Below are 22,739 nucleotides of genomic sequence, written 5' to 3'. Positions count from 1 at the left end.
CTTGGGTGGTCGCACCCAGGATGCGCCGATTATGGCCTATCCCTCGTGCGACCAAAAGGGCCGGCACCAGGTGCATCTAGGCGGCTTCGAAGTCACTCAGCGTTCGCCGCTTTTCCTCATTGCAGGACCGTGCGTGGTGGAGAGCGAAAGCCTGGTGTTGGAAACCGCCGTACAGCTCAAGGCGGTGAGCGACGAGCTTGGCCTGCGCCTCGTCTTCAAGGCTAGCTTCGAGAAGGCCAACCGGACCTCGGGTCGCTCGTTCCGCGGGCTAGACCTCAATGTGGCGTTGCGGGCACTCGAACGAGTAAGGAGTGAGGTTGGGGTGCTGACGTTAACCGACGTCCACGAGGACAGCCCACTCGAAGAGATCGCCGCGGTGGTGGACGTGCTGCAAACTCCCGCGTTTCTCTGTCGGCAGACTCGCTACCTCGAGCGAGTCGCGCGGGCGGGTCGCCCAGTCAACGTCAAGAAGGGCCAGTTCTTGGCGCCTTCAGACATGCTTCACGTGGTGGAGAAGCTTCGGCAGGCAGGCAACGATCAGCTGTTGGTGTGCGAGCGCGGTGTTAGCTTTGGCTACCACGACTTGGTGGTCGACATGCGCGGGCTCGCGGAGCTACGGCTGACGGGATGTCCGGTCGTCTTCGACGCGACTCATTCCGTCCAGCGGCCCGGGGGCATGGGTGACCGTTCTGGAGGCGATCGTCGCATGGTACCAGTGCTGGCCAGGGCCGCCGTGGCAGCGGGGGTCGCGGGTGTCTTCCTCGAGACGCATCCGCGACCTGACGAAGCCTTGAGCGACGGTCCAAACTCTTGGCCGCTCGGCAGCGTCAAGGCACTGCTCGAAGACCTGCTTGCGATTGACGCTGTGGTCAAGCGCAAGCGTTTCCTCGAGGAAGAGCTAGCTTGAGCCCCGACGTTCACATCGTCATCCCAGCGCGCTATGCATCCACGCGACTACCTGGCAAGGTTCTGCTCGATTTAGGGGGTCAGCCGCTATTGCAGCGCACTTGGAGCGCCGCATCGAACTCGGGATATGAGGTGTGGGTTGCCGTGGATGACGCGCGCGTCCAGTCCGCTGTCGAGGCGTTTGGGGGGCGCAGCTTGATGACACCCAGCGAGCTGCGATCAGGGACCGAGCGGGTGGCGTATGTCGCGCGCCATCGGGCGTGGCCCGCCGATGACATCGTGGTGAACGTCCAAGCGGATGAACCGTTCTTTCCCCCATCCTACGTGGGGCAGCTCGTTGAACCTCTGGTTGAAGACCCTAGTCTTGGCATGAGCTCGCTTGCGTGTCGTATTGACCAACGGGACCAGATCTTCAGTGAGCATTGCGTGAAGGTCGTCTGCAACCTGAGAGGCGACGCGCTCTACTTCAGTCGCGCTCCGATCCCCTGGGTTCGTGGCGGGATGGCCGAGGAGCGCGCGCCCAGCGGGTTCTATCTCCGGCACATCGGCGCCTATGCGTACCGAGTCGGCATGTTGATTCAACTCGCCGACTTGCCAGAAGCTCCGAGCGAAGTCAGCGAGTCACTCGAACAGCTGCGGGCCTTGCACCATGGGATATCAATCAGGATCCGTGCAGTCGACAGCGCGCCGCCTCCTGGTATCGATACTCCGGCAGACCTAGAGCGCGCCCGTGCGCTGCTCTCCGAACACTCGCAACGCTAGGCGCCTGCTATGCTTGCGAACCGGAAGCGTTCTTGGAGTCGCTGTGAAGAAGACCACCTATCGAGTGTGTACGTTGTGCGAGGCCACCTGCGGGATCAGCGTAGAGAGCGAAGGGACCAAGGTCACGCGCGTCGCTGGTGACTCCGCGGATCCTTTCTCGGCGGGCTATATCTGTCCGAAAGCGTTCGGAATGAAGGCGCTGCAGGATGACCCAGATCGCCTGCGCACCCCGTTGATTCGAGATGCCAACGGAAGTTTCCGCGAGGCATCGTGGGAGGAAGCGCTGGACGTCGCGATAGAAGGCCTGGACAGTGTACGCAAGCGCTACGGTGATGACTCGGTAGGCACCTATGCCGGCAACCCGAACGCGCACAGCCTACACGCGATGATCTATGGTCCGGTGCTCACCAGGGCTCTGCGCACTAAGCAGCGCTACAGCGCTAGTTCGATCGATCAACTGCCAAAGATGGTCAGCTGCGCGTTGCTGTTCGGTGGTGGCCTCAGCGTTCCGATCCCCGATCTCGACCGAACTGAGTATCTGTTGGTGCTGGGCGCGAATCCGCTCGTTAGCAACGGCAGCTTGATGACGGCGCCAAACGCGAAGGCTCGCCTACAGGGTATCCGAGAGCGCGGGAAGGTCGTTGTGGTGGACCCTCGCCGCTCCGAGACGGCCCGGGCGGCGAGTGAGCACCTCGCAATTCGTCCCGGAACTGACGCATTCTTCCTGCTTGCCTTGGTCAACGCCTTGGTGGAGATCGGACTGATAGACTTCGGGCACCTGGAGCCTTGGCTCGACGGGTGGTCAGACGTCAAGCAAGCCATTTCCGGGTTCACACCCGAGGCCGTTGCCGAACGCACCAGTATTCCTGCGGAAACGATTCGACGGATTGCAAAGGAGTTCGCCTCCTCTGGATCGGCCGCTTGCTATGGTCGAATCGGCACGACCTGTCAGGAGTTGGGGACGCTCGCGAGCTGGGCGGTGGACTTGCTCAACATCGTCACCGGGAATCTAGATAGGCCAGGCGGTGTGATGTTCCCGGAGCCCGCGGCGATGCGTGGGGGCAACCAGCTGAAGGTTGCAGGGCCCGGTAGGGGCGCAAGGTTTGGACGCTGGCGGACCAGCGTGCGGGGGCTTCCAGAAGCGTTCGGTGAGCTTCCGGTAGCAGCGCTGGCTGAGGAAATCCTCGATGCACCAGAGGAGACCCGCGTGCGGGCGATGCTCACGATGGCGGGCAATCCCCTGTTGAGCGTACCAGGCAGTGCGCGTCTCGAGGAAGCGTTCGAGAGGCTCGAGTTCATGGTGTCGGTGGACATCTACCTGAACGAGACAACGCGTCATGCGCACGTGATCCTGCCGCCACCGCCCCCACTAGAACGCGAGTCATACGACCTGGCGTTCTATCAGTTATCCGTGCGGAATATTGTCAAGTTCTCTCCGCCCGCGTTGCCCCGTACTTCGGGAGCGATGGACGAGTGGGAGATCCTGCTTAGCTTGGCCACCGGACTGATGGGAGGCCGGATGGAGCTGAAGGCTGCGGACGACTTCCTGCTCGCTCAGCTCATCAATCAGGAGATTTCTGGCAAAGACCTAAGGTTCTCCGACCTTGACGCCCAAGCCGTAACTCACGCACTCGGCGCGCAACCTGGTCCGCAGCGCGTGCTCGATCTTTTTCTCCGACTCGGCCCCTATGGAGATGGCTTTGGCGCGCGGCCTGATGGGTTGAGCCTGGCGCGGCTAAAGCAAGCGGAGCACGGCATCGATCTCGGACCACTTCGACCGAGACTGCCTGAGTTCCTCGAGACGAAGAGTGGGAAGATAGAGCTCTGGAGCGAGCTGATTTCGAATGAGCTAGCGAAGCTCGACGGCCGCCTCGGCGAGCGCGCCCCCGACCTGGTGTTAATCGGGCGCCGGCAGCTGAGGAGCAACAACTCCTGGATGCACAACATCCACGCGTTGGTCAAAGGCCCTGACCGCTGCACGCTGTTGATGCACCCGGCAGATGCGGCCCGCTTCGGCCTCAGCTCTGGTCGGAGCACTACGTTGAAGACCCGGGCTGGACAGCTCAAGGCTACGATTGAGGTGTCGGACGAGGTCATGCCAGGCGTTATTTCGTTGCCGCACGGATGGGGACACGCCAGCGAAGGTGCGCGCCTTTCAGTTGCGCGGGAGCGACCGGGGGTGAACGTCAACGTGCTCTCGGATCCTGCGCTGCTCGACGTCTCTGGCAACGCGGCGTTCAATGGCGTTCCGGTGGAGATCCTGCCTGAGTGACCAGCGTGTCGGGGCCGATGCGCGAGCAGGCAGACGCCTTAGCCGTCGCTGCCAACTCCGTGAGTCTATGGCTACGCGCGTTCTCGGCGGCTAGCCACGACGTCTTCGACGTTGTGTTCCATGCCGAGACCGCTCCATTGGATCAGGTAGCCGCTCAGCTCCGGTTGTGGCTTGCTCGCGAGTGCCGGCAGCTGGAGCACCTGCGGCGCGAAGGGGATCTGGCAAGGTTGATTGATTCCGCGCGGGATCGCGCGAGGCTTTGGGAGATTGCTCAGCGTGTACTCAGCGGGCTGGGTGATGATCTCGACCGCGCAGACTACCTTGCAAGCCGGATTGCTGGTTTTCCGACGCAGCAGCGTGTCGAACTCGACGCAGAGAGCGCGGTGGATCAGCGCGCCCTGATGCATAACGAGTTCGAGCAGACCAAGGTGCGGGTGAGGCTTGGCTTGCTGCGGCTTGCGGCCTCCGCGAGTGGGGATCAAGCCGACCGATGGGATGAACAGATTGCGCGCGCGACGCGGCAGCAGACCGAGCTCGAGTTGGAGCGAGTCGAATTGGTGCGCTCGCGGGGGGAGGGACATGCGTGGCAAGATCAGGACGCTCGAGGTCGACGCCAGATTCGCGAGGGAGCGACAGTGGTTGGCGAGGAGCTCATCAACGCGGCTAGACGCGACAGAGCGCGCTACGATGCCGTTCACAAGTTCGGCCCGGTTGCGCCACTGCGCGCGTTGTTCGAGCGGATCGAGGCGGGGCAAGCTGAGTTCTCGAACTTCCCCGATGAGCAACGGCAGCGGCGCTGGCGCGTGCTTGAACGACTGCTCTCCGGGCGCTCGGCGTTCGTGCTCGGCTCCAGCCACCAAGACGACGACACGGCGATTGCGGAGGCGCTGTTCCCTATTCAGAGCTCCGAGGGCGACTTACTCCTCGTAGTTGCCCCGCGAGACATCCTGGAGAGCCAGATGGTGGCAAGGGCCTTGTCGGCTCGCGGTTATCGCGCGGGCTTGCTCGGAGAAATGGATGGTACGGAGCGCCTAGACATTCTGGTGATAGACGTCCTGGGCTTCCTGATGCCGCTCTACGCCCGCGCAGTTGGCGCATTCGTTGGAGGTGGTCTACACGGCGTCCGCGATCACAACTTCGTGGAGCCGCTGTTGTTCGGCGCTCCAACGTGGACCGGACCGCATCACTTCTGGTCGCCTGAACGCTGGGACCTACTTCAGTCTCTGGCTCCAAACCTGGTTGGCGAGCTAACGCACGACCAGCTGCATCGACTCCCAGGTTTGCTGCAAGCTACGGACAACACCCCTGCCGCGCGTCGGCACCGGGCGGGTCGTCTAAAGCATTTCCTCGAGGCATCTGAGAAGCTGGCCCTCGAGGGGACGAGGGAACTTTCTCAGGATTTGCTGACACTACTGCGGGAGCTGAGGGCTGATCCGGGACAAATCGAGACGTGCGATCGCCGCGAAGAGCTGGTGTATCTAAACCTGGTGAAGCACGTAACGGTTCCGAACGTGTTGAACGTCGAGACCGACTGGGCGCCACACTGGCGTCTGGCGAACCACGTTCCGTACTTGCTCGACCTGCTCGATCGGACTCAACCTCGCTGAACAAGGAATACACCACCCGCCAAGAGCAGGACTCCCGCCACCCTCGCGAGCGTGACGGGTCGAACGGCATAGCCAAGGAAGCCGAAGTGATCGATCACGACACTGGCGACCAGCTGCCCCATCACGAGTGAGGCGATCAACAGCGCGGCACCAAGCCGCGGCGCAGCTACGACGCCGGCAAGCACCAATGCGGCGCCGCACAGCCCGCCCAAGTACGCCCACCAGGGGGCGCCCGCGATTGCACTCCACTTCGGCAATCCGGTTCTGACGCTGAGTGCAGCAACCGCTAGGATCACGAGCCCCCCGCCGAAGTTCACGATGCCGGCCAGGAATGGGTGCCCCAGGTTTCGTCGTAGCTCTGCGTTGATGCCGGCTTGCGCTGGCAGCACCACTCCCACCAAGACGACGAGGACTATGAAGAAGGTCTGACCGCCAGGCATTCGCTCTCGTACACCGACGTTCTCGGCTCCGCAACGCGACTGCCGCCGGCGTTCTGGGCCCACGATCCAGATGCGGCTAAGCTTGCTTCGTGCTCTGGCATGACTCACTGCGGCAGACGTTGATGGCTGTGCTTTTGGCATCCCTTCTTCCGACGTTTGCCTGCCATGACGACGCGGCGTCTAGAGCGGCCCGTCCGGTCGATTCGCCAGTAGTTATCGCGCGGAAACAGTCTTCTCCACCTGAAGCGGCACGGAGCGCGACGCCCGCGGTTCCCTCGGCACTGGAGGCTCAACCTGCCGCCCCGAGCGCACCCGCGTCGCCGCGGGAGGCTGACGCGGAGAGCGTGCGAGCATTGGAGCAGGAGGCTCGCGACCTCGGTACGGATCAGTTCCTTGTGTGGCAAGGCGGCAGCATGCTCGCGCGCCTCAACGAAGAGGGAACGCCCCTACAGAGCATGTCCATCACCAAGAGCGTGCTTGGGCTTGCTGCGTTGATTTTGCTGCAAGACGGTAAGCTGAGCCTCGAACAGCCAGTGTCCGATTTTTTTCCCCTCTGGAAAAGCGGGGAGAAGTCGCGCGTCTTGGTGCGGCACCTGCTCAGCCATTCGAGTGGTCTGTCGGAACCCAAGAGCACACTCCCCATCTACCGTAGCCAAGATTTCGTTCAGTTCGCCCTGGACTCAGAGCTCGAAGCCAAGCCCGGAGAGCGGTTCATTTATGGCAACAGTGCGAGCAATTTGCTCAGCGGGCTGATCGAAAGGGCGAGTGGAAAGCGGGCCGACCGCTTTGTTGCGGAGCGGTTGTTCAAGCCGCTTGGGATCACGCGCTACTGGTGGAGCCTGGACAAGGCCAAGCACGCTCACGGCATGTCGGGTCTTCATATCAACGCGGCAGGCTTGCTCAAGCTTGGCCTGCTCGTGTTGGGCGAGGGTGACGCTCCGGGGGGGGCTGGTGCTGGCGCGAAGCCCTTGATCGACCCGGAACTTCTGCGGCGTGCGACGACCGAGCTTGCCCCGGTGCAACCGAACCACAAGCGGCTGGGCCTCCTCTGGTGGTTGATTCCCGAGACCACAGAGCTTGAACTTACACCGGAAGATATTACCGCATGGCAAAAGGCGAAGCTCGATCCGGTTTTCGTGGCACAGATGAAACCGCTGATGGGTCGTCGCTTCAAGACGGCGGACGAATACCGCCAGGCGGTCAAAGCACTGCGCCCGGACGATCCCGATCTCGAGCGCTGGGATGAGCTGACGTGGAAGGCCGGAGTCCCTGACGTTACGTATCGCTTCGGTCCAATCATCGGGACATACTCATCGGGGACCCTGGGGCAATACTTGGTGATTCTCCCCAGAGATCGTTTGATCGCCGTGCGCATGCGTAAGGCCCCAAAGCGACGCAAGGACCACGATCCCAACGATTTCCCCCAGTTCATTCAGCGGGTGCGTGAGCTGGTCGAAGTCCGCTGACTCCACTAAACTCGTCGCATGCTCAACCGCTCTTCAGGCTTGGTGGGCTCGCGCAGGGCACCAACGCAACCTCTCGGCAGGTTCCTGGCGGGTTTGCTGTTTGCCGTAACGCTATCGGTTTCAGGCAGCGCGCTGGCGGATGAACCACCGCCAGATCCCGAGCCCAAGAAGGACGGTGGTTGCGGCTGTGAGACGACGGGCTACCCCCGCACCTACACTGCGCTTTCGTTGGCCTTCATGGGACTGGGTTTGGTGCTCTTTCGCCGCTCGCTAAACAAGCCCCAGCGCAAAGGTTGATAGGGCCTGTGCTGGTCAAATATCCTCAGGGAAATCTACGAGCTGCCCGGCTTCGCGCAATCAGCTTCAGCGCTGCGCTGCTGTTCGCTTCGAGCGCGGTGGCGCGTGACATCGCGCCACCAGGGGGGGACGGCTGTAAGTGTGATATCGGCTCGACTCAGCACTCCCTGGTGGGGCTAGCCCTCGGTGCCGCGTGCCTCGGCTTGGTCCTCATTCGGCGATCTCGACGCTGACTTTCGTGATCGCTCGAGGTGCCAAACGCAGCACACCAAACTCGCTGTGCGTTGGGAGTGGGTCATGCGTTTTCGGCTTCGGCGTCCAAGAGCACCTGGGCCACCGCTGCCAGGCGCACCAGGCGTACCTGGGCGTCGCGCAAGGACTTCACCAGGAACGCCAGGCAGGCCTGACCGATGAACAGGAAGAACAGCCCGAAGCGGTGTACCCCAAACGGCAGCAACTGAGCCGCGAAGAACACGGTGAGCCCGAGGAGCCAAGGCACCGCAAAGCGCTCCGCCGAGCCGGCGCCACTAGCCCGTGCCACTTTGCGCAGTTCCCAGTAGGCCATCCCCGCGCCGGCCACGGGGAGCACCAGCCAGAGCGGCCAGTAGCGCGATGCTTCAAGCGAATCCACGCGGAATAGCTTGGCGTTGGGCGTGGTCACACGAGAGAAGGCCACGAGCGACGCGAGCAGAAACGGCATGCTCCACGCGAGCAGCGTCTGCCCGCCGAAATCTCGCACAGGCGGCGCCTCCATCAGCGCCATGACCACCATCAAGATCGCCTGCATCGCACAGACCAGGATCACGAGCCGGGTCTGAGGAAGCGGATCTTGAAAGCTCTCCAGGAAGGCGGGCGGCGCCATCTCATCGCCGAGCTCGGGATCCGCCTCGGGCGCCTGATAGGGATTCGCCACACCCGGAGTCTAGCTGACAAGGCCGGTTCGCGAAGCAAGCGTTTCAGCGTGGATCCGTGAGGATCGCCAGGTCACGCTTTCGGTGTGCGGCTCACTCTTCCGCTGGATCTTCGCGGCAGAGCATGAACCAGGCGGACATCGGCTTGCCCTTGTAGGCGCGGCCAATCGAGATGTGCTCGCTCACCTTGCGCATGTAGTCTTTCATCCCGGCGTAGACGAAGCGGCCGAGCTTCTTCTCGTTGGGGATGATCACCGGCCAGCTCTCGGGCTTCTTCGGTGGGATCCTGGTGTAGTTGACCACGAACTCGCTCGGCGCGTCCTTGTCCTTCTCGCGATCCACGGCGTGGGCGACGTAGTAGCCAGGGCCGGTTGCCCAGTCGAGGGTCTGGTGGTTGTAGCCCCAGAGGTCCCCGGACTCGTCGTCTGCCAGACAGAAGCGCTTCTGAAAGAAGTTGTGCGCGGGCAGCGTGTTCTTTCCGTGGTGAATCACTTCCTTCAAGGGATCCGTGCCGCTCGGCACGAAGAAGTCGGCGTCGGCCTCTTCGCCCTCGAATAGATCCCACAGCGCCTGCTGATCGGCTCCCGTCGCTTGCTCCATCATGAGCATGCGTCCCTTGTGATCCATGCGATCGAGCGCTTCAGTGATGCGCTGCTTGGTGTGGTCGTCGCGATGGCCCAGGAGCATGGTTCGGAAAGTCACAGCGCGCGGACTATAGCGCGCCGCGCCATGCTGGCGACTCCTTGGAGCGCCAATTCTCGTAGACGGCAGCACTGTCGACGCACGTAGTGGGTCTGTGCGTCGCGCCGCGTTCGGTTCGGAGCCTGAGCGGATTACCTAACCCCCTAGAATTAAAAGGGGATCTGGCGCATTTGCCGCCCTCGAAACTGACATCGCGTCAGATCGAACGGTGTTGAGTTCAGCGTCAGAGCGCGACTTTGTGGCCAGCGACCGGGCGCTCTTGCAGCAGGATGAAGGTGTCGAGCTTCACCTTCTCGAGCTCCTTGGTCGACGCGCCGATGTCGTAGACCAAGCCCCACTCGATGCCTTCATCGGCGGAGAGGAAGATGTTGCTCGAGTCCTTGCAGGCGCCAGCGCGCTTCTCGATGGTTTCGCCGGTCATGCTCAAGTCGGGACCCGCGAAGCCCTTGCTACGCTTCGTCGCGGTGCCGCCAGCTAATTTCCACACGGCAGTACCGCGATCCTTGAGCACGATGGCCACGACGCTACACGATGGCGCGCTGGAAACCTTGCTCTGAGGCGTGAAGCTCAGAGTGGGGTGGAACGAGGGTCGCGTCTCGGTTTTCACCACGATGTGCGTCGCGCCGAGCTTGTACAAGCCCTCGAACATCGCCATCACCCAGTCGAGCTTGGCTTTGCGATCGACTGCGAGCGGCACGTCCTTTCCGTCGATGTCCTTCTTCTCTTCTTCGAGCGCCTTGGCGAGGCGCTCCTTGCCGTCCTGCTTTTCGATCAAGATGGGCGAGAAGCCGACCTTTGGACCTTCCGAAGTCACGCTGAACTCAGTTGGACCCTTGGGGGTCGGCACCGCGTCCATCGGGGGCGGCTTGACGGTGTCGCTGGGTGCGGCGAACGGGTTCTTCTTCGGCGGCGGATCGTCACACGCCACGCTAAGGAAGGCGCTACACAGCAGCGCGACGACGGAAACGTTGAGCGAACGACGAAGGAGCATTGCGTGCATCATGAACGTTTGGGGGTGAGGAACGCTGGCCCAAACCCGGGCTGAGTTTCACTGATTTGCCCGCGGCTCGAAACCCGAAAGCGTACTTCAGCGAGCAGAGTTCCCGTGTGAGCGCAGGGTTCGAGCAGCTTCAGGGCGCCTGTTTGGGTGCTGCGCTGGTGAATTGCCACAGCAAATAGCGCGATGTTTGCCCCACTCGCTTCACTCTACCGCTCAGCAGGCGCTCCTGGTTCTGATAGGTGATCGGTACCAACGCGTAGTCAGCGCGACCCTTTGCGCAGCTCAAGACCTGAGAGAGCCCGGTTCGCTCCGTGAAAAAGCCTTGATGCTCGGAGTTGTAGAAGAACGCTGGGTTGCGGTCGACGGACACGAAGCGTGCGCCTGGAGGCAAGTGCTGCTTGAGCAGGCTGGCGGTCGCTATGATGTCATTATCCGTGTGGTAAAATCCGCGATGCTCGCCACGCTTGGTTTCGGCGAACAAGATGCTCTGGGTGTTCCAGCCATGCAGGGCGAGCAGGGCGATGAGCAGCGTGCGGTTGCCCCAGCGCTGCGCGGGCACGCGCATTGAGTTGGCCTGTGGCGCGGCACTGTCCCAGAGCTTCGTCATGCCTCTGCCCGCCAATAGGCTGAGCGGGAGTACGGCTGGCAGCTGGTAGTAGACGTGAGTCACGTTGCCTTTGAGTACCGCGGCGACGAAGCAGACGAAGCCGACCAGCCAGACAACGTAAAGCCGAGTGCGGCGCTCTTCGAGCCCCGCACCCAGCCCGAGCAGAGCCAGGGCGAGCGCCCCCCAGCCCGCGATGCTCGAGACGACGCGCTCGCTGAGAGTGCGCCACGGGCCTTGCGAGTTGAACAGCGCCCAGCTGGAGAACTTGGTCTCTGCTCGATCGCCCCACACGCCGAAGGTCCAGGGAAACTGGTGCGCATGCCAGTACCACGTGGAACCAAGCGCGAGCACGCATACACCCCAGAGCCACAGCCGCCACTCCCGAACGGCGCGCGCAGCGCCCCGCGCGCTCAACACCAGGTAGAGCGCTGGGAGCCCCATGAACAAGTTTGGAGCCTTAATCATGAGCATTCCGCCGCCCCACAGCGCGCTCAGGCCGAGCTGCACGTCGCGGTGCTGCCACCAGCGCTTGGAGTCGGGCAGCGCTTCCGTGGGCCACGTGAGCCAGCGCTCTAGGTGATACAGAAACGCGACGCAGAAGGCCAGCGCCGGACCGTCCGGCTGGGGTGTCCGGTTGAAGAAGATCGCGAGCGGGAGCGTGGCGAAGACCAAGAGGCTCGACCCGCTCTCGAATCGGTTCGCGCCGAGCAGGCGTTGCAGCCGGTAGAGGTAGAACGCCGTGAGCACGAAGAACACGATGCTGACCGAGCGCAAGTACCACGGGGGGGGGAAGCTCACGCCCAACAGGCGCAGCGGCACTGCGCTAAGCCATGCGGAAATGGGTAGCTCGGCTTCGACCAACCCAAAAGGCGCGTCCGCTACCTCGCAGGGTTGACGGCTTGCGCGCGGCGAGAACGGATTGAGGGTCTCGATCAGGTAGCCGTGGGCGAAGCCGGCACTGTCGGCCTGACGCCAGGAATGGAAGTCCGCGATGAACGGGTCGCGAAGGTGGATGCAGCGCAGGCCCACGCCTACCAGCACCACGAGGGCCACCCCGACGAGCGCGAGCCAGCGCCGTTGCCGCGCCTTGCTAGTTGGCGCTTGTGTAGCCTCCGGCGTCATACCGCGTCGCATCGATAGTCGAACTTTCGCCGCGCCGAAACGTGCTAACACCCCGCCCATGGCTTCCCCTTCCACGACCGAACTCGCGGAGCTCTGCGCCATTGCGACGCAAGTTGCCGCGGAAGCAGCGGATCTGGTGCTCGGCGCCTGGCGAACGCAGCCAGAGATCAGCAAGAAGCGGCCCAAAGATCTCGTCACCGAGTGGGACGTGAAAAGCGAGCAGTTGATCCTGAAGCGCCTCGGTGAACTAGCGCCCTATGCGGTCTTGGCTGAAGAGAGCGGGCTCACGGGAGCCGCCAACGCAGCTGCCCCACAGTGGGTATGCGACCCCATCGATGGCACGACGAACTTCGCCCACGGGCACCCGATTTGGTGCGTCAGCATCGGGCTGATGTACGGCGACGAGCCGCTCTGTGGAGCTGTCGTCTCACCCACCATTCGCACGACCTGGAGTGGCTACAAGGGTGGTGGTGCGAAGCGGAACGGGGAGACGGTGCAGGTGAGCCGCACGTCGGTGCTGGCGGAGGCGCTGTTGGCAACTGGTTTCCCTCCGGAAAGAGACCGGGCGCCGTACAACAACTTCGAGAGCTTCGAGCGCATCAAGAAGCGCGCCCTCGCGGTGCGGCGCTGCGGCTCGGCGGCGATGGACCTCTGCTTCGTGGCTGACGGAACCTATGATGGCTACTGGGAGCGCCGGGTCCACGTATGGGACCTGGCGGCGGCAGCGGCGATCACGCTGGCCGCGGGGGGCCGACTCACGGCGCTGGACGGCGGACCAGCGCGCCTCGAGCGAGGGCATGTGCTGGGTACCAACGGTTTGGTGCATCAGGAGTTACTCGACCTGCTGGCAGATCTGCTCGAGGAAGACCCGGTGAACCTGTGACATCCAAGTAACGCTTGGTTGACGGACGTGAAACCGCTACTTTCATGCGGTGAAGCTGTTTGGGGCCAGCGTGCTGGGGATGTTGGCGTTGGCGATGGCTGGCTGCGGCGAAGATAGCCCGGGCCCGACTCGCTCGCCGTATCCGCGCGACAACGAGCTGCGGATGAACCAGGTGCAGCTCAAGGGTACACACAACAGTTACCACATCGCTCAGGACCCGGCGCCCGTGCCGGAGCTCGACTATACGTTCGCGCCCCTCGACATGCAGCTCGAAGAGCAAGGCGTGCGCAAGTTCGAGCTCGATACGAACTACATCCAGGCCAGCGAGACGATCGAGGTCTTTCACATCCTGATCGTGGATGAGGGAACCCACTGCCGGCTCTTTGTGGACTGCCTGCGCAGCATCGAGAAGTGGTCGAGCGAGCACCCGGGGCACGTGCCGATCTTCATTCAGATCGAGCCCAAAGGGCAGTTCCCGAGTTGGCTCGGAGAGGCCTTCTTCGAGCAGTTCGAAGGCGAGATCCTCAAGGCGTTTCCAAGAGAGCGCATCATCACTCCCGATGATGTCCAGGGGGAAGCTCCAACGCTACGCGAAGGGGTGACGACCAATGGCTGGCCCACGCTCGCGAGAGCGCGCGGCAAGGTCCTGTTCTTCATCAACGATCGGGCTGACTTCGCTCGCGCGTACTCCCGCGACTTCACCACCACCGCGGGTCGACTGATGTTCGCGGAGAGCCAACCTGGAGAAGACATCGAAGCCGTGCGTATCTTGAACGGAGCGCTGAGTGACTTCAGCGAGATTCAGCAGGCGGTGAAGGACGGCTTCATCGTGCGGACTCGGGATGGCGGCTTGGACGCGGCGCAGGACCCAGCGGAGTTCGAGAGCGCGCTCAAGAGCGGAGCGCAGATCATCAGCACGGACTTTCCGGTGAAGGTCGACGGCGTCGATTACGTGATGGAGATCCCCGGCGGCACCCCCGCTCGCTGCAATCCGCTCAACGCCCCAACGGATTGCACGTCCGCTGATATCGAGAGCCGCGAGCGCCTGCGCTAGCTCCCTCTGCGTTCGAGATTACTCTGCTACGGGAGGATCTTGTCTGGGTCGCCCAAGAACTCGAAGTGCATGGTGTCCTGGAGCTTGTCCCGCCCAAGCCAGTAGAAGCCGTACTTCTCGAAGGAATTGATCCAGCACTTGGTCAGCGCGGTACGCTCGTAGATGGACTTCGCTGGCTTTTTGCACAGCGGATGATCCGGCCAAGGGTCGACGCAGCCGCAACAGGGGTTGCGCCCCGTATCAATGTCGATGGCGATGCCAAACAGGTGGTTGGAGATCTCGCCGCCGCGATACGTGTTGCCGACGCGCAGGCCTCCGATGCCCTTCGCCGTGTACTTTTCGTCGTCGCCCTTGCATTCCTTCTGGATGCGTTTCTCCACGCAGATCAGCGCCGGTTCCAGACGCTCGTGGATCTGGATGGGGAGACCCATAAAGCGCATGCCGGTGACTTGCTCGCCGACCGACGCGCCGGCGTACTTCTCCAGGTTGAATCCAGGGATGTAGCCGTAATTTTCCGCTCGGTAACGTACCGCGCGATTGTGAGCCTTGGGTTGCACCTGGTTGTTCTTGATGAAGCTCGATCGCACCAGGAACTTCTGCGGAGACTGGTAACGACAGCCGCGATACTTCTTGGCGTTCTTCCAGGCCTTGAGCTTCTTCTTGAACGCTGCGCGGTCTTTCTCCCACTGCTTGCGCTTGGCAGTGTCGACCTTTGACTTCGCGCGCGGCGCCTTCGCTTCTGCGGGCGCTTCAGCGGGGGTCTCGGCGTCATCTTCCGCTGCGCGCGCGAGCGTGGCGAACGTCGCCAGCGCGAAGAGCGCGACGGCGACAATAGAAGAGTAGCGAGCGAAGCGTGAGGACATCGGCAGGTTATGGGGCGAGCGGAGCGTGGGCCAAGCCGCTCAGGCGCTTGGTTTGACGTGGGATCTCCGCAGAACTTCAGGGTTCTTTGTCCCCGGCGGGAGGAGCCCTAGCGCATCCCGACCAGTGGTGCCCACAAAACCTGCGACCGGCGCCTGGCTGTGGCGCTTCGGCGCGGTCGATTTCTTGGCCGTTTGAAGCTTCTTGGCGGATGGTCCACCCCATCCGAAGCCGATTGGAACAGTGCTAGAACTCAAGCGACGCCAATCACACTCCGGCATGCAGCGATGGATAATCCGAGTCTGTTCGAGCAATTGGGAGGCGAGCGAGAGCTGCGCACGATCATCGACGAGTTCGTCGATCGAGTCTTTGACGACGTGATGATCGGGTTCTTCTTTCAGCGCGCGAGCCGCGAGCGCTTGAAGGCCAAGGAATACGAATTCGCCGCCGAGCATTTGGGCGGTCCGGTGACCTATAGTGGACGACCCATCGCGCAGGCGCACGCTGCCCATCCGATCATGGGGGGGCAGTTCATGCGCCGCCTTCGCATCCTCGAAGAGGTACTCGAGGCCCACGATGTCTCTCCGGCGGTACGGGAGCATTGGCTCGCCCACACCGAGGGGTTGCGAGCGATGGTCACCCGCGACAGTGGGGGTCGATGCGATCCGGTGGATGCGATGAAGCGCGTTCAAGAACGAGGCAAGGAATGAACCCCGTGAGGCAGCAGCCAACTCGGCAGCGGAACGCCGTCAACGGCGCGTTGATGTTGGTGGTTCTAGGCGTGAGCGCTTGCGCTACGGCTGGTAATGCGTGGATGGACGAACCCCTGGTCGCCTCGGATGATTTCGGTGGGGGTGCCCCGCCGGAGCCGACGACCCGCTCCACGAGTGCGCCGCCGCCCTTACCGGTGAGCGCTCGCACGTTGGGAGAGCCGCCGCAGCGCGAACCCGGAGACCCCGTGGACGTGCGTCGCCTCAAGGGCAAGGTGCTAGGCAAGTTTCGCAATACCTACTATGATTTCCCCGCGGAAGCAGACTATAAGGGCGCCAATGTCGGCTTGAAGGACGCCCAGTGCAAGACGATCAAGTCCGTGCCCCAGGATTTCTTCGAGCGACTGTGTGTCCAGGGGAGTGGAACGCTGCTCAGTGGGCAGACGGTTAGCTTTAGCCGGCGTGACTGTGAGTGCGCGCCCGTTTGCGCGAAGACCAAGCAGAAGATCTGCTTCGACGCGCTGAGTCCGGAGAAGTTCCCTTGGGGGCGCGGTGCGACGGGTGGCCCCATCAGTCCACTCTTGTCGATCGCAGCTGATACCGGTGTCCTTCCGTTTGGCACTAGCGTGTACATCCCCGAATACGATGGCATGCCGGTCGACGACCAGGGCACGCGCCACGACGGCTGCTTCATCGTGCAGGACCGTGGAACCAAGGTCGTTGGCAAGCACGTCGATGTCTTCACCGGCCAGGAGAGCGTCACTCGGGTGTGGAATTCGCTCGTGCCGAGCAATCAAGGTGTGACCATTGTCCTGGACAGCCCGAAGTGTCAGCGCGCCCCGCTGCCGAGCATGCCTGCACCGGAGCCACCCCGAAAGCGCGAGCGCCGCGACTCAGAAGGACGATAGCCCCGCGCCGCGTCGACCAATTCGGTTTGACCCGTTGTGGCGTGCTGTCCACAATGCCTGCAATGGGTGACCCGGGTTCCGCCAGCTCCGCTCCAGAACGGGCCATCTGGGTCATCAATTCTGCGTGCCCTAGTCGCTGCGTCTATTGCGATATCGCTTCGCAGCGAGAGACGCGAGAACTCGATCGTAGGCTAGCGGTCGCAACTGCCGAGCAGCTCGTATCCCTGCGGTTTCGGCAGGTGATCTTCGTTGGCGGTGAGCCGCTACTCTTCAAGCACCTCGGCCCGGTGCTGGAAGTTCTGAAACGGGGCGGGGTAGACAGCGCCGTCTTCACCGGTGGGATCCCTGGGGATCACGCGCGATATGTTGAAGCTCTTCAGCACGGCGCAACTCGTGTCGTCTACTCTATCGACTCTGGCCGGGGCAATGTGAACGACCGGGTGCGGGGTCGCCTCGGCACCACGCTGGATCTCGTGCGCTTCGCCGAGTCGGTGAAACTTGCGCTGCCGGAAGTCGAGGCATCCGTCAGCACGGTGGTTTCTCGCCAAACGGTCGAGACGGTTGGCACGGTCTGGGATCGGATGAAGCAGTTTCGGCTCACGGCGTGGGTGGCCGTGCTAGCAGGCGATAACTTCACCGGGAGCCCAGCAGAGCACTTCCTCCCCCCCTCCCAAGTCCGGAACTTCTACCTAGAGGCTGCTCCGGCGGCGGCTCGCCAGGTCCGTGAGGAGTCGCCCGACACTGACTTCTTGGTGTTCCCCGTGCCGCTTCCGTTGCTCTCCCGCAGAGTTCCCATCGAGAGGTGGTCCGCGGAAGAAGTGGATGAAACGCTCCTGGCAGAGTTCGAAGCCTACTCACGTGGCGCCTACAACGAACGCTTCGTCAGTCGCTTTGGTTGCCCCCTGGTGGGCAGTGATCTCACGATTGGCGTGGGCGGGCAGATATACCCGTGTAGCCAAGCTCCAATCATCAAGGACGAATACAGCTTGGGTTCGGTTCATGACGTGAAGCTCTCGGACGTTCTAGCTGGAGGTGCCATCAAGCGGTTCCGTGAGGCAATACCCCACGCGCCTTGTTCGCGCTGCTGGGCACCGTCCAACGTGCCGCGAGCGACACTGGATGCGTTATTCGCCCGCTCGGGACTCACTTAGTGGGAGCGTGGGCTGAAAGATGCGCCGAAGCGCTTGCCCCACGGCACCGAGCAACTCTGGTTCGAATTCGCTCACGACGCTGTAACCCCGCCGCTTCTGCCCTTGGGTCGAGAAGAAAGCTTGGATTTCACCGGATCGACCTACCCTGAACCTGAGCTTGAGCTGCGACCTGCTTTCCACGAGCGTGTTCGTCCAGGTCAGTGGCGCACTGGGGGGCTGTGCTCGTAGGCGAGCGAGCACACGTTGAAGCGGCGGGTCGAGTTCGGCCGTGCAGTCTTCGCCCAACGGGCAGATCACTCGGGCACGGAAGTGAGTCAACAGCGCGTCCCACACCAGCTTGGCGTCTGCGAACGCTCCGCGTCGAAGGCTCAGCGAGAAACGATCCGAGATAGCGTGCCCGGTCCCCCCGGGGTCAAGCCAGACTTCACTTCCACCCAGACGAGCGAGGAGGCGCGAGGCACCCTGACCGTCGGTCACCATTTGCAACCTGCACCGGGGCAGCTGGGAGAGACAGTCAGCGAGGCTCGCTTCGAAGCTCTGCGTTGCTGCTGCGCCGGGCGTGCGCACCGGCACCAACTCTTCGGTACCGTAGAGTTCAGCGTACTGCGGGAAAATGCCAGAACACCGCACGTCGAACTGGCACTCTGCGCACGACGGCAGCTTGAGCTTGTTCTTCTGTTTGTGCTCGTACTTGTTCCAGGCTTCGTTCAACCCTGGTTCGCCTGAGACGGCTGCGGTCGCCGTCTGGGTAGGTTGACCGCCGTGATGAATGTGCGGAGCGAGCTCTGGCGCGATGCAGAATGGTAGATTCCCGATGTTGAAGCGGAAATCGTCGGGCATTGAACTAGCCATCGCGCGCAAGGCTCGCGCGACTTCCCCGTAGCGGGGGATCACGTCCGCCAGCGCCGCCGGTCGAGGGTCGGGCGTGTCATCCGGGTGAATCATGTCTAGGTGCAGATGGGTAACTCCGCGCGGAACCAAAAGGGCAGGGAAGTCAGTCACGGACTCAAAGTTTTGACGGACCACACACATATTGACCGTCGCAGCCTGCTGCTGTGCCCGAACGGCATCCAAGGAACTGACCAGTTGAGCGAAAGAGCCTTTGCGCCTGGTAGTCCTCTCGTGCGCCTCGGCGTTACCTCCCTGAAAAGAGAAGCGAAACTCGAAGTGCGCACCTGTATCCAACAGGCGCTCAAGCAGATCTCCGCGGTGCAGACGGGATCCGTTCGAGAAGACTACGATCTGCTCAAACCCACGCTTTGCCGCGTAGCGAACGAGTTCGACGAAGCCGGGCTGAATCGTTGGTTCCCCGCCAAGAAATGTGAGGTGCCGCGCGCCGTTCGCGTAAGCCCCATCAATCTGCTGCTTGAGCAGCTCGTCCGCGATGAGGGGCGCTTGCCGCAGGTGCGTGAGATGCCCTGAAATGCAGAACACGCATCGGTTGTTGCACAAGTGCCCAACCTGGAGCTCCACTCTCGCGGACTCACCCATTGCTCAAGCCTATTCCGTCGTTGGCATCGGTACCAGTGTGCGGGCGCTCGCTCACAGTCGTACCAAGCCCGGGTCCCGCTGCCGACGCGTGGCCGCTGCGGCGGTCATCGCGATGCGGCACCACAACAGCGAGGGCGGGAGTTCGGCTTCCACAGCGTCATACTGACTGAGCGGAGATTCACCATGCTTAATGACCTCGACGGCGAGCTGCCGTCCGGCGAATACGCGCCACATCCGCTCTGCCGCGTCCGCCTCTGCGCTCAACATTTCTAGAACGAAGCGCTGAGCGCCCCCACGTATGGCCGCTTCGCAGCGCTCGATGTCTGCGGGTGTTCCGTTGACACTGAAGCGCACACACAGCTCCAAGTCGGAGCCGCACCAAGCCATCGCCGCCACCACTTCAGCCTCGAGGTTCTCCGGAAGTTCGCTCGCCGGCTGCCATTCCAAGCGGCGAATGCCTTGCTTCACGAGCGCCTCGGCATGCGCTGGTGACCGGTGGTGAAAGTTGACCGCCACTGGCGTGCTTGCCGAGGACGACGGGTTTTCCGACGGTTGCTCGAGGGCGCTCAGGTGAGCCTCAAGAGCGGTGGAGTCATGACGCAGAAAGGTGATGAGATGCGCGACGCTGAACGTGCGGTTCTCCGGCTTTGCCCAGCCATCATGCGTGCGCTCCAACAGTCCCTGTCGACACAGGAACGACAGCTCGGGACCAAATACGGCGTCCGCCTCCCGCCCGAAGATGCTGCGAAACTCCGTCGCGCGCAGCTCGCCACGTGTCGCATGGTCGCCGAAGTAGAAGGCCATCTCGAAAGTCATCGGAGAGGGGCTGAGGAGCATGGGGAGAGGCTCACCTCGGGTGAGGGTCTCGACGTAGTCCTGCAAGCTACCTTGGTTGGTCGCATAGCCGCCGCCATGGAGGTGTGCCATTCCGCCGTAGCCGAGCGCCAATACGGATGTAGCCCCGATCATATCCTGCTGGAAATAGGGTCGTGCACGGCCTCGCTGGAACCAGACGTACTGCGTGCCGAAGCCTGGTGCTTTCACTGGCTCGGTCGGGAGGTTCGGTGGCTTCAACTCGCGGATCAGCCTGTCCCCTTCGACCAACATTCGATCCGCGGCACGCGTGTCGTCATTCGACGGTGTGTAGCCGAACGAGGCGAGTGGCGAGTTCTCAGCGATGTAGCGGTTCAGGCTGAGCGCGTCGAAGTCCAGCTGAAGTAGCTCGCGGAGACCTTGTTTGAATGAATCTTCCGTTTCCCCGGGGAGACCTGCGAGGACATCTACGTTGACTCTCGTGATGCCCGCGGCTCGAGCGACGTCAATCGCTCGAGCGACGCGCTCTAGCGTCTGATCTGCCCGGTTCGCACGTCGCAAGACCTCGGGGGTTAGGCTCTCTACGCCCAGGCTTATGCGCCCTACGCCGTGAGCTGCGAGGACTGCCATCTTATCCGGGGTCGCCGTCGACGGATACGCCTCGACTCCCGTTGGTACGTCCTCGGTTCTGGGAAATGCGGTGCCTAGCGCCGCGAAGAGACGATCCAAGTCCGAGGCTGACAGCAGTGTAGGAGTACCGCCCCCGACATGCAGCGCGCGAGGAGCTAGCCCTTCAAGGTAAGCCCCAAAGCGCTTTGCTTGTTCGATTAGCGCGTTCAAGTATGCGTCCCGCAGTGACTTTTCTGGTGCGCGCACACTGGACAACAGGCAATACGAGCAGACCTTGGCGCAGAAAGGAAGGTGCACGTAAAGCACCCAGTCCGGGTGAAGCTTACCCCGCTTCGCCAGGTTCGAGAACTTCTGCCATGCCGCTTCGTACGATTCCCCGCGGAACGGCCTAAAGTCGATGTCCAGGGGGTTTACTACGGGGTCGCGAGTGCGCGCGAGCAACTCCCGGGTGAGCGAGAGACGATGACGGTGTTGAGCTTCTTCCATCATGGTTGCTTCGGCCCCGTCAGCGTCTCGCTTGCCGGGCGCGCTTCCGGCGGAACGTGAACAAACGGCCGAATCCCGCGCATCCCGTGGATATTTACGTATTCGCTGCGGAACCCCAAGCAGTGGGGTCGCATCGCGCATCGGTCACATTCTGAGTGGAAAACATGACCGGCTATGTGCGCGGCGGAGAAGGTCTCTGGCGCCAAGAGCCGAAGCACGGAAGGAACCTCGGTGAACGTGCAGGGCGGAAAGCCGCAGCTACCATCCGCCACCACAGTGACACCCTGGTCCAGGAGCAGGCGGATCGCCTCCGCCAGCGCAGCGCGCGCGCGATCGAGGTCTATCGTGGTCGATTCGAAGAGGGCCGCATCGAAGTAGGACGATGGGTGCGAATACGTCACGGCCAACAGCTGGCCGTCGGCCTCGGGCAAGAAGTGCTCCAGAATGCGCTGCGCGTGGGGTTGAAGGTGGTTCACATTTCGACTGTCTACGACGCAGTTCAGGATCACGTAGACGCCATGCCGCATCAGCTCGAGGATACCCTGCTCCGTCCGACCGTGGGTGCCCGGGGCGCGTGTCATGCTGTCACTCACCTCGGCGTCTGCCGAGTGATACGACACGAAAGCGTGGCGCAGCCCGGCTTCGGCGAGCTGCTGGGTGTACTGCGGTTTTGCGCAACGAATCGCGTTCGTTTCCAGAGTAACTTCCATTTTCCTGCGGAAACACGCGTGTCGGATGACTTCGGGGAGCGCCCGATACAACGTGGGCTCGCCTCCGCTGATCACGAGATTCGTGATACCTGCATCCGCCATGCCGTCTATCCATTGCATGCACGCGTCGCTCGGCGGATCGGGCCAGCGCCGGCTCTGCCAGCAGAAGCCGCAGTCCTGATTGCAGCGAAATCCTAGGCGAACATGGCCTTCACGTCGCAGCGACCCCACCGGGGTCACGTAGCGGTACATCCAGTCTTCGACGCCTGCGTAGCCCTCAGATTGTTGAAGCGATTCACGCAGCGACGCTACCTGAGTCGCTTCGAGACTCTGCAGTGCCAGCTTTACGCGCTGAAGCACCAGCGCAGTCGCGCGCACGTTGAGTGGGTCTTGGCCATCGCGCAGCTTGCGATAGGAGAGCTGGACGTTCCCGTTGGTCGCAAAGCTTCGTTGGTTGGGTTGATGCTCCGAGAGCTCGAGTTCGAGGTCCGGCATCGACGGGTGCGTTACTCGCAGTAGCAGTCCGGGATGACTGGTTGCGCGAAGCGCCTCACTGGTCAGCTTGCAGTCGCTTGGGATGCGCAAGAACTGCTTGGCGGCGCTCGCTGTTTGGGTACGCAGCAGCGCTACCACTGGAACGAGAGCAGGGTGCGGGTGAGCCTCCACGTCAGCCACGCCCTTCGCCCTTGAGCTGGCAGAGCTCCTGACCGATGGGAGTTGCTCCAGCTTGCACCTCGGAGCACGAGGCATGTTCCCCCCCACGAGTGCCTGTGAAGGACAGAGTGCGACACGCATCTGCTTGCCATGAGTCAGGGATCACGGCCGAAGCCTTCGATTTCAAGTTGTCAGACCATGCCGCCGTCATCTTGACCTAGTCTATCCGCTCGGCTCGCGGGGAGCGACTCCACAGTGTTGCTCGCGCACTGTGCGACCCGTTTTCCCCCAGTCTC

At 62.5% G+C, this 22,739-nt stretch carries 21 protein-coding genes; 11 read left to right on the top strand and 10 right to left on the bottom strand.

Features of this window, described 5'->3' with window-relative positions; translation table 11 throughout:
• Positions 1 to 31: 31 nt before the first annotated feature.
• From kdsA to H6718_26825, 3 genes are read left to right on the top strand one after another with little or no spacing between them, the layout of a single operon-like run.
• Positions 32 to 907, top strand: a complete 876-nt coding sequence (kdsA, locus tag H6718_26835) for a 3-deoxy-8-phosphooctulonate synthase (GenBank protein ID MCB9589058.1) — start codon at positions 32 to 34, stop codon at positions 905 to 907.
• Positions 904 to 1,668 carry a 3-deoxy-manno-octulosonate cytidylyltransferase gene (kdsB, locus tag H6718_26830; protein MCB9589057.1) on the top strand — a complete coding sequence of 255 codons (765 nt, stop codon included), beginning with the start codon at positions 904 to 906 and terminating at the stop codon, positions 1,666 to 1,668. Before kdsA ends, kdsB begins: the two co-directional genes overlap by 4 nt.
• A gap of 43 nt (positions 1,669 to 1,711) precedes the next feature.
• Positions 1,712 to 3,940 carry a molybdopterin-dependent oxidoreductase gene (locus H6718_26825; GenBank protein MCB9589056.1) on the top strand — a complete coding sequence of 743 codons (2,229 nt, stop codon included), beginning with the start codon at positions 1,712 to 1,714 and terminating at the stop codon, positions 3,938 to 3,940.
• 71 nt (positions 3,941 to 4,011) lie between these two features.
• Here the strand turns inward: H6718_26825 and H6718_26820 are convergent, their stop codons facing one another.
• Positions 4,012 to 4,521 carry a hypothetical protein gene (locus tag H6718_26820; protein MCB9589055.1) on the bottom strand — a complete coding sequence of 170 codons (510 nt, stop codon included), beginning with the start codon at positions 4,519 to 4,521 and terminating at the stop codon, positions 4,012 to 4,014.
• A 54-nt stretch (positions 4,522 to 4,575) separates the two neighbouring features.
• Between H6718_26820 and H6718_26815 the strand changes: the two genes are divergently transcribed.
• Positions 4,576 to 5,547 (top strand): hypothetical protein, encoded by a 972-nt coding sequence (locus H6718_26815; protein MCB9589054.1) that lies wholly within the window; start codon positions 4,576 to 4,578, stop codon positions 5,545 to 5,547.
• Here H6718_26815 and H6718_26810 read toward each other — a convergent pair.
• A complete protein-coding gene (locus H6718_26810; protein MCB9589053.1) occupies positions 5,535 to 5,987 on the bottom strand; it encodes a DMT family transporter in 453 nt (150 codons plus the stop codon). The genes H6718_26815 and H6718_26810 overlap by 13 nt on opposite strands.
• Positions 5,988 to 6,331: 344 nt before the next feature.
• Here H6718_26810 and H6718_26805 point away from each other — a divergent pair, with 344 nt between their 5' ends.
• Complete coding sequence (locus H6718_26805; protein ID MCB9589052.1) at positions 6,332 to 7,453, top strand: beta-lactamase family protein; 1,122 nt, start codon at positions 6,332 to 6,334, stop codon at positions 7,451 to 7,453.
• Positions 7,454 to 7,471: 18 nt separating this feature from the next.
• Positions 7,472 to 7,750 carry a hypothetical protein gene (locus tag H6718_26800; GenBank protein ID MCB9589051.1) on the top strand — a complete coding sequence of 93 codons (279 nt, stop codon included), beginning with the start codon at positions 7,472 to 7,474 and terminating at the stop codon, positions 7,748 to 7,750.
• 295 nt (positions 7,751 to 8,045) lie between these two features.
• Here the strand turns inward: H6718_26800 and H6718_26795 are convergent, their stop codons facing one another.
• The 4 genes from H6718_26795 to H6718_26780 form a co-directional block, all read right to left on the bottom strand.
• A complete protein-coding gene (locus H6718_26795) occupies positions 8,046 to 8,663 on the bottom strand; it encodes a hypothetical protein (GenBank protein MCB9589050.1) in 618 nt (205 codons plus the stop codon).
• A 91-nt stretch (positions 8,664 to 8,754) separates the two neighbouring features.
• A complete protein-coding gene (locus H6718_26790) occupies positions 8,755 to 9,363 on the bottom strand; it encodes a hypothetical protein (GenBank protein ID MCB9589049.1) in 609 nt (202 codons plus the stop codon).
• A 223-nt stretch (positions 9,364 to 9,586) separates the two neighbouring features.
• Positions 9,587 to 10,354 (bottom strand): hypothetical protein, encoded by a 768-nt coding sequence (locus tag H6718_26785; GenBank protein MCB9589048.1) that lies wholly within the window; start codon positions 10,352 to 10,354, stop codon positions 9,587 to 9,589.
• Positions 10,355 to 10,493: 139 nt separating this feature from the next.
• Complete coding sequence (locus tag H6718_26780) at positions 10,494 to 12,092, bottom strand: glycosyltransferase family 39 protein (GenBank protein ID MCB9589047.1); 1,599 nt, start codon at positions 12,090 to 12,092, stop codon at positions 10,494 to 10,496.
• Positions 12,093 to 12,150: 58 nt separating this feature from the next.
• Here H6718_26780 and H6718_26775 point away from each other — a divergent pair, with 58 nt between their 5' ends.
• Together H6718_26775 and H6718_26770 are read left to right on the top strand one after the other, a co-directional pair.
• Complete coding sequence (locus H6718_26775) at positions 12,151 to 12,975, top strand: inositol monophosphatase (GenBank protein ID MCB9589046.1); 825 nt, start codon at positions 12,151 to 12,153, stop codon at positions 12,973 to 12,975.
• 49 nt (positions 12,976 to 13,024) lie between these two features.
• Complete coding sequence (locus tag H6718_26770; GenBank protein ID MCB9589045.1) at positions 13,025 to 14,029, top strand: hypothetical protein; 1,005 nt, start codon at positions 13,025 to 13,027, stop codon at positions 14,027 to 14,029.
• Positions 14,030 to 14,055: 26 nt separating this feature from the next.
• On the opposite strand, the gene H6718_26765 is transcribed toward H6718_26770, so the two are convergent.
• Positions 14,056 to 14,892, bottom strand: a complete 837-nt coding sequence (locus H6718_26765) for a M15 family metallopeptidase (GenBank protein MCB9589044.1) — start codon at positions 14,890 to 14,892, stop codon at positions 14,056 to 14,058.
• Positions 14,893 to 15,177: 285 nt separating this feature from the next.
• On the opposite strand from H6718_26765, the gene H6718_26760 reads away from it, so the two are divergent.
• From H6718_26760 to H6718_26750, 3 genes are all read left to right on the top strand, one after another.
• Positions 15,178 to 15,600: a group 1 truncated hemoglobin gene (locus tag H6718_26760; protein ID MCB9589043.1), complete on the top strand. Its 423-nt coding sequence runs from the start codon at positions 15,178 to 15,180 to the stop codon at positions 15,598 to 15,600.
• A complete protein-coding gene (locus H6718_26755) occupies positions 15,597 to 16,508 on the top strand; it encodes a hypothetical protein (protein MCB9589042.1) in 912 nt (303 codons plus the stop codon). Before H6718_26760 ends, H6718_26755 begins: the two co-directional genes overlap by 4 nt.
• A gap of 62 nt (positions 16,509 to 16,570) precedes the next feature.
• The gene (locus H6718_26750; GenBank protein ID MCB9589041.1) at positions 16,571 to 17,659 is read left to right on the top strand and encodes a radical SAM protein; all 1,089 of its coding nucleotides are present in this window, start codon (positions 16,571 to 16,573) and stop codon (positions 17,657 to 17,659) included.
• Here H6718_26750 and H6718_26745 read toward each other — a convergent pair.
• Genes H6718_26745 through H6718_26735 form a run of 3 tightly spaced genes read right to left on the bottom strand, consistent with a single transcriptional unit; the run spans position 17,633 to position 22,464 of the window.
• Positions 17,633 to 19,150: a radical SAM protein gene (locus H6718_26745; protein MCB9589040.1), complete on the bottom strand. Its 1,518-nt coding sequence runs from the start codon at positions 19,148 to 19,150 to the stop codon at positions 17,633 to 17,635. The two genes, H6718_26750 and H6718_26745, sit on opposite strands and share 27 nt — an antisense overlap.
• A gap of 51 nt (positions 19,151 to 19,201) precedes the next feature.
• Entirely contained in the window at positions 19,202 to 21,079 is a 1,878-nt protein-coding gene (locus H6718_26740; protein MCB9589039.1) for a radical SAM protein, read from the bottom strand.
• Positions 21,079 to 22,464 (bottom strand): radical SAM protein, encoded by a 1,386-nt coding sequence (locus tag H6718_26735; GenBank protein ID MCB9589038.1) that lies wholly within the window; start codon positions 22,462 to 22,464, stop codon positions 21,079 to 21,081. Before H6718_26735 ends, H6718_26740 begins: the two co-directional genes overlap by 1 nt.
• Positions 22,465 to 22,739 lie beyond the last annotated feature (275 nt).

The sequence above is a fragment of the Polyangiaceae bacterium genome (assembly GCA_020633205.1).
GTDB lineage: Bacteria > Myxococcota_A > Polyangia > Polyangiales > Polyangiaceae > JAHBVY01.
The sequence above is the reverse complement of the archived record's forward strand: the minus strand, read 5'-3'. Positions and strand labels throughout refer to the sequence as shown.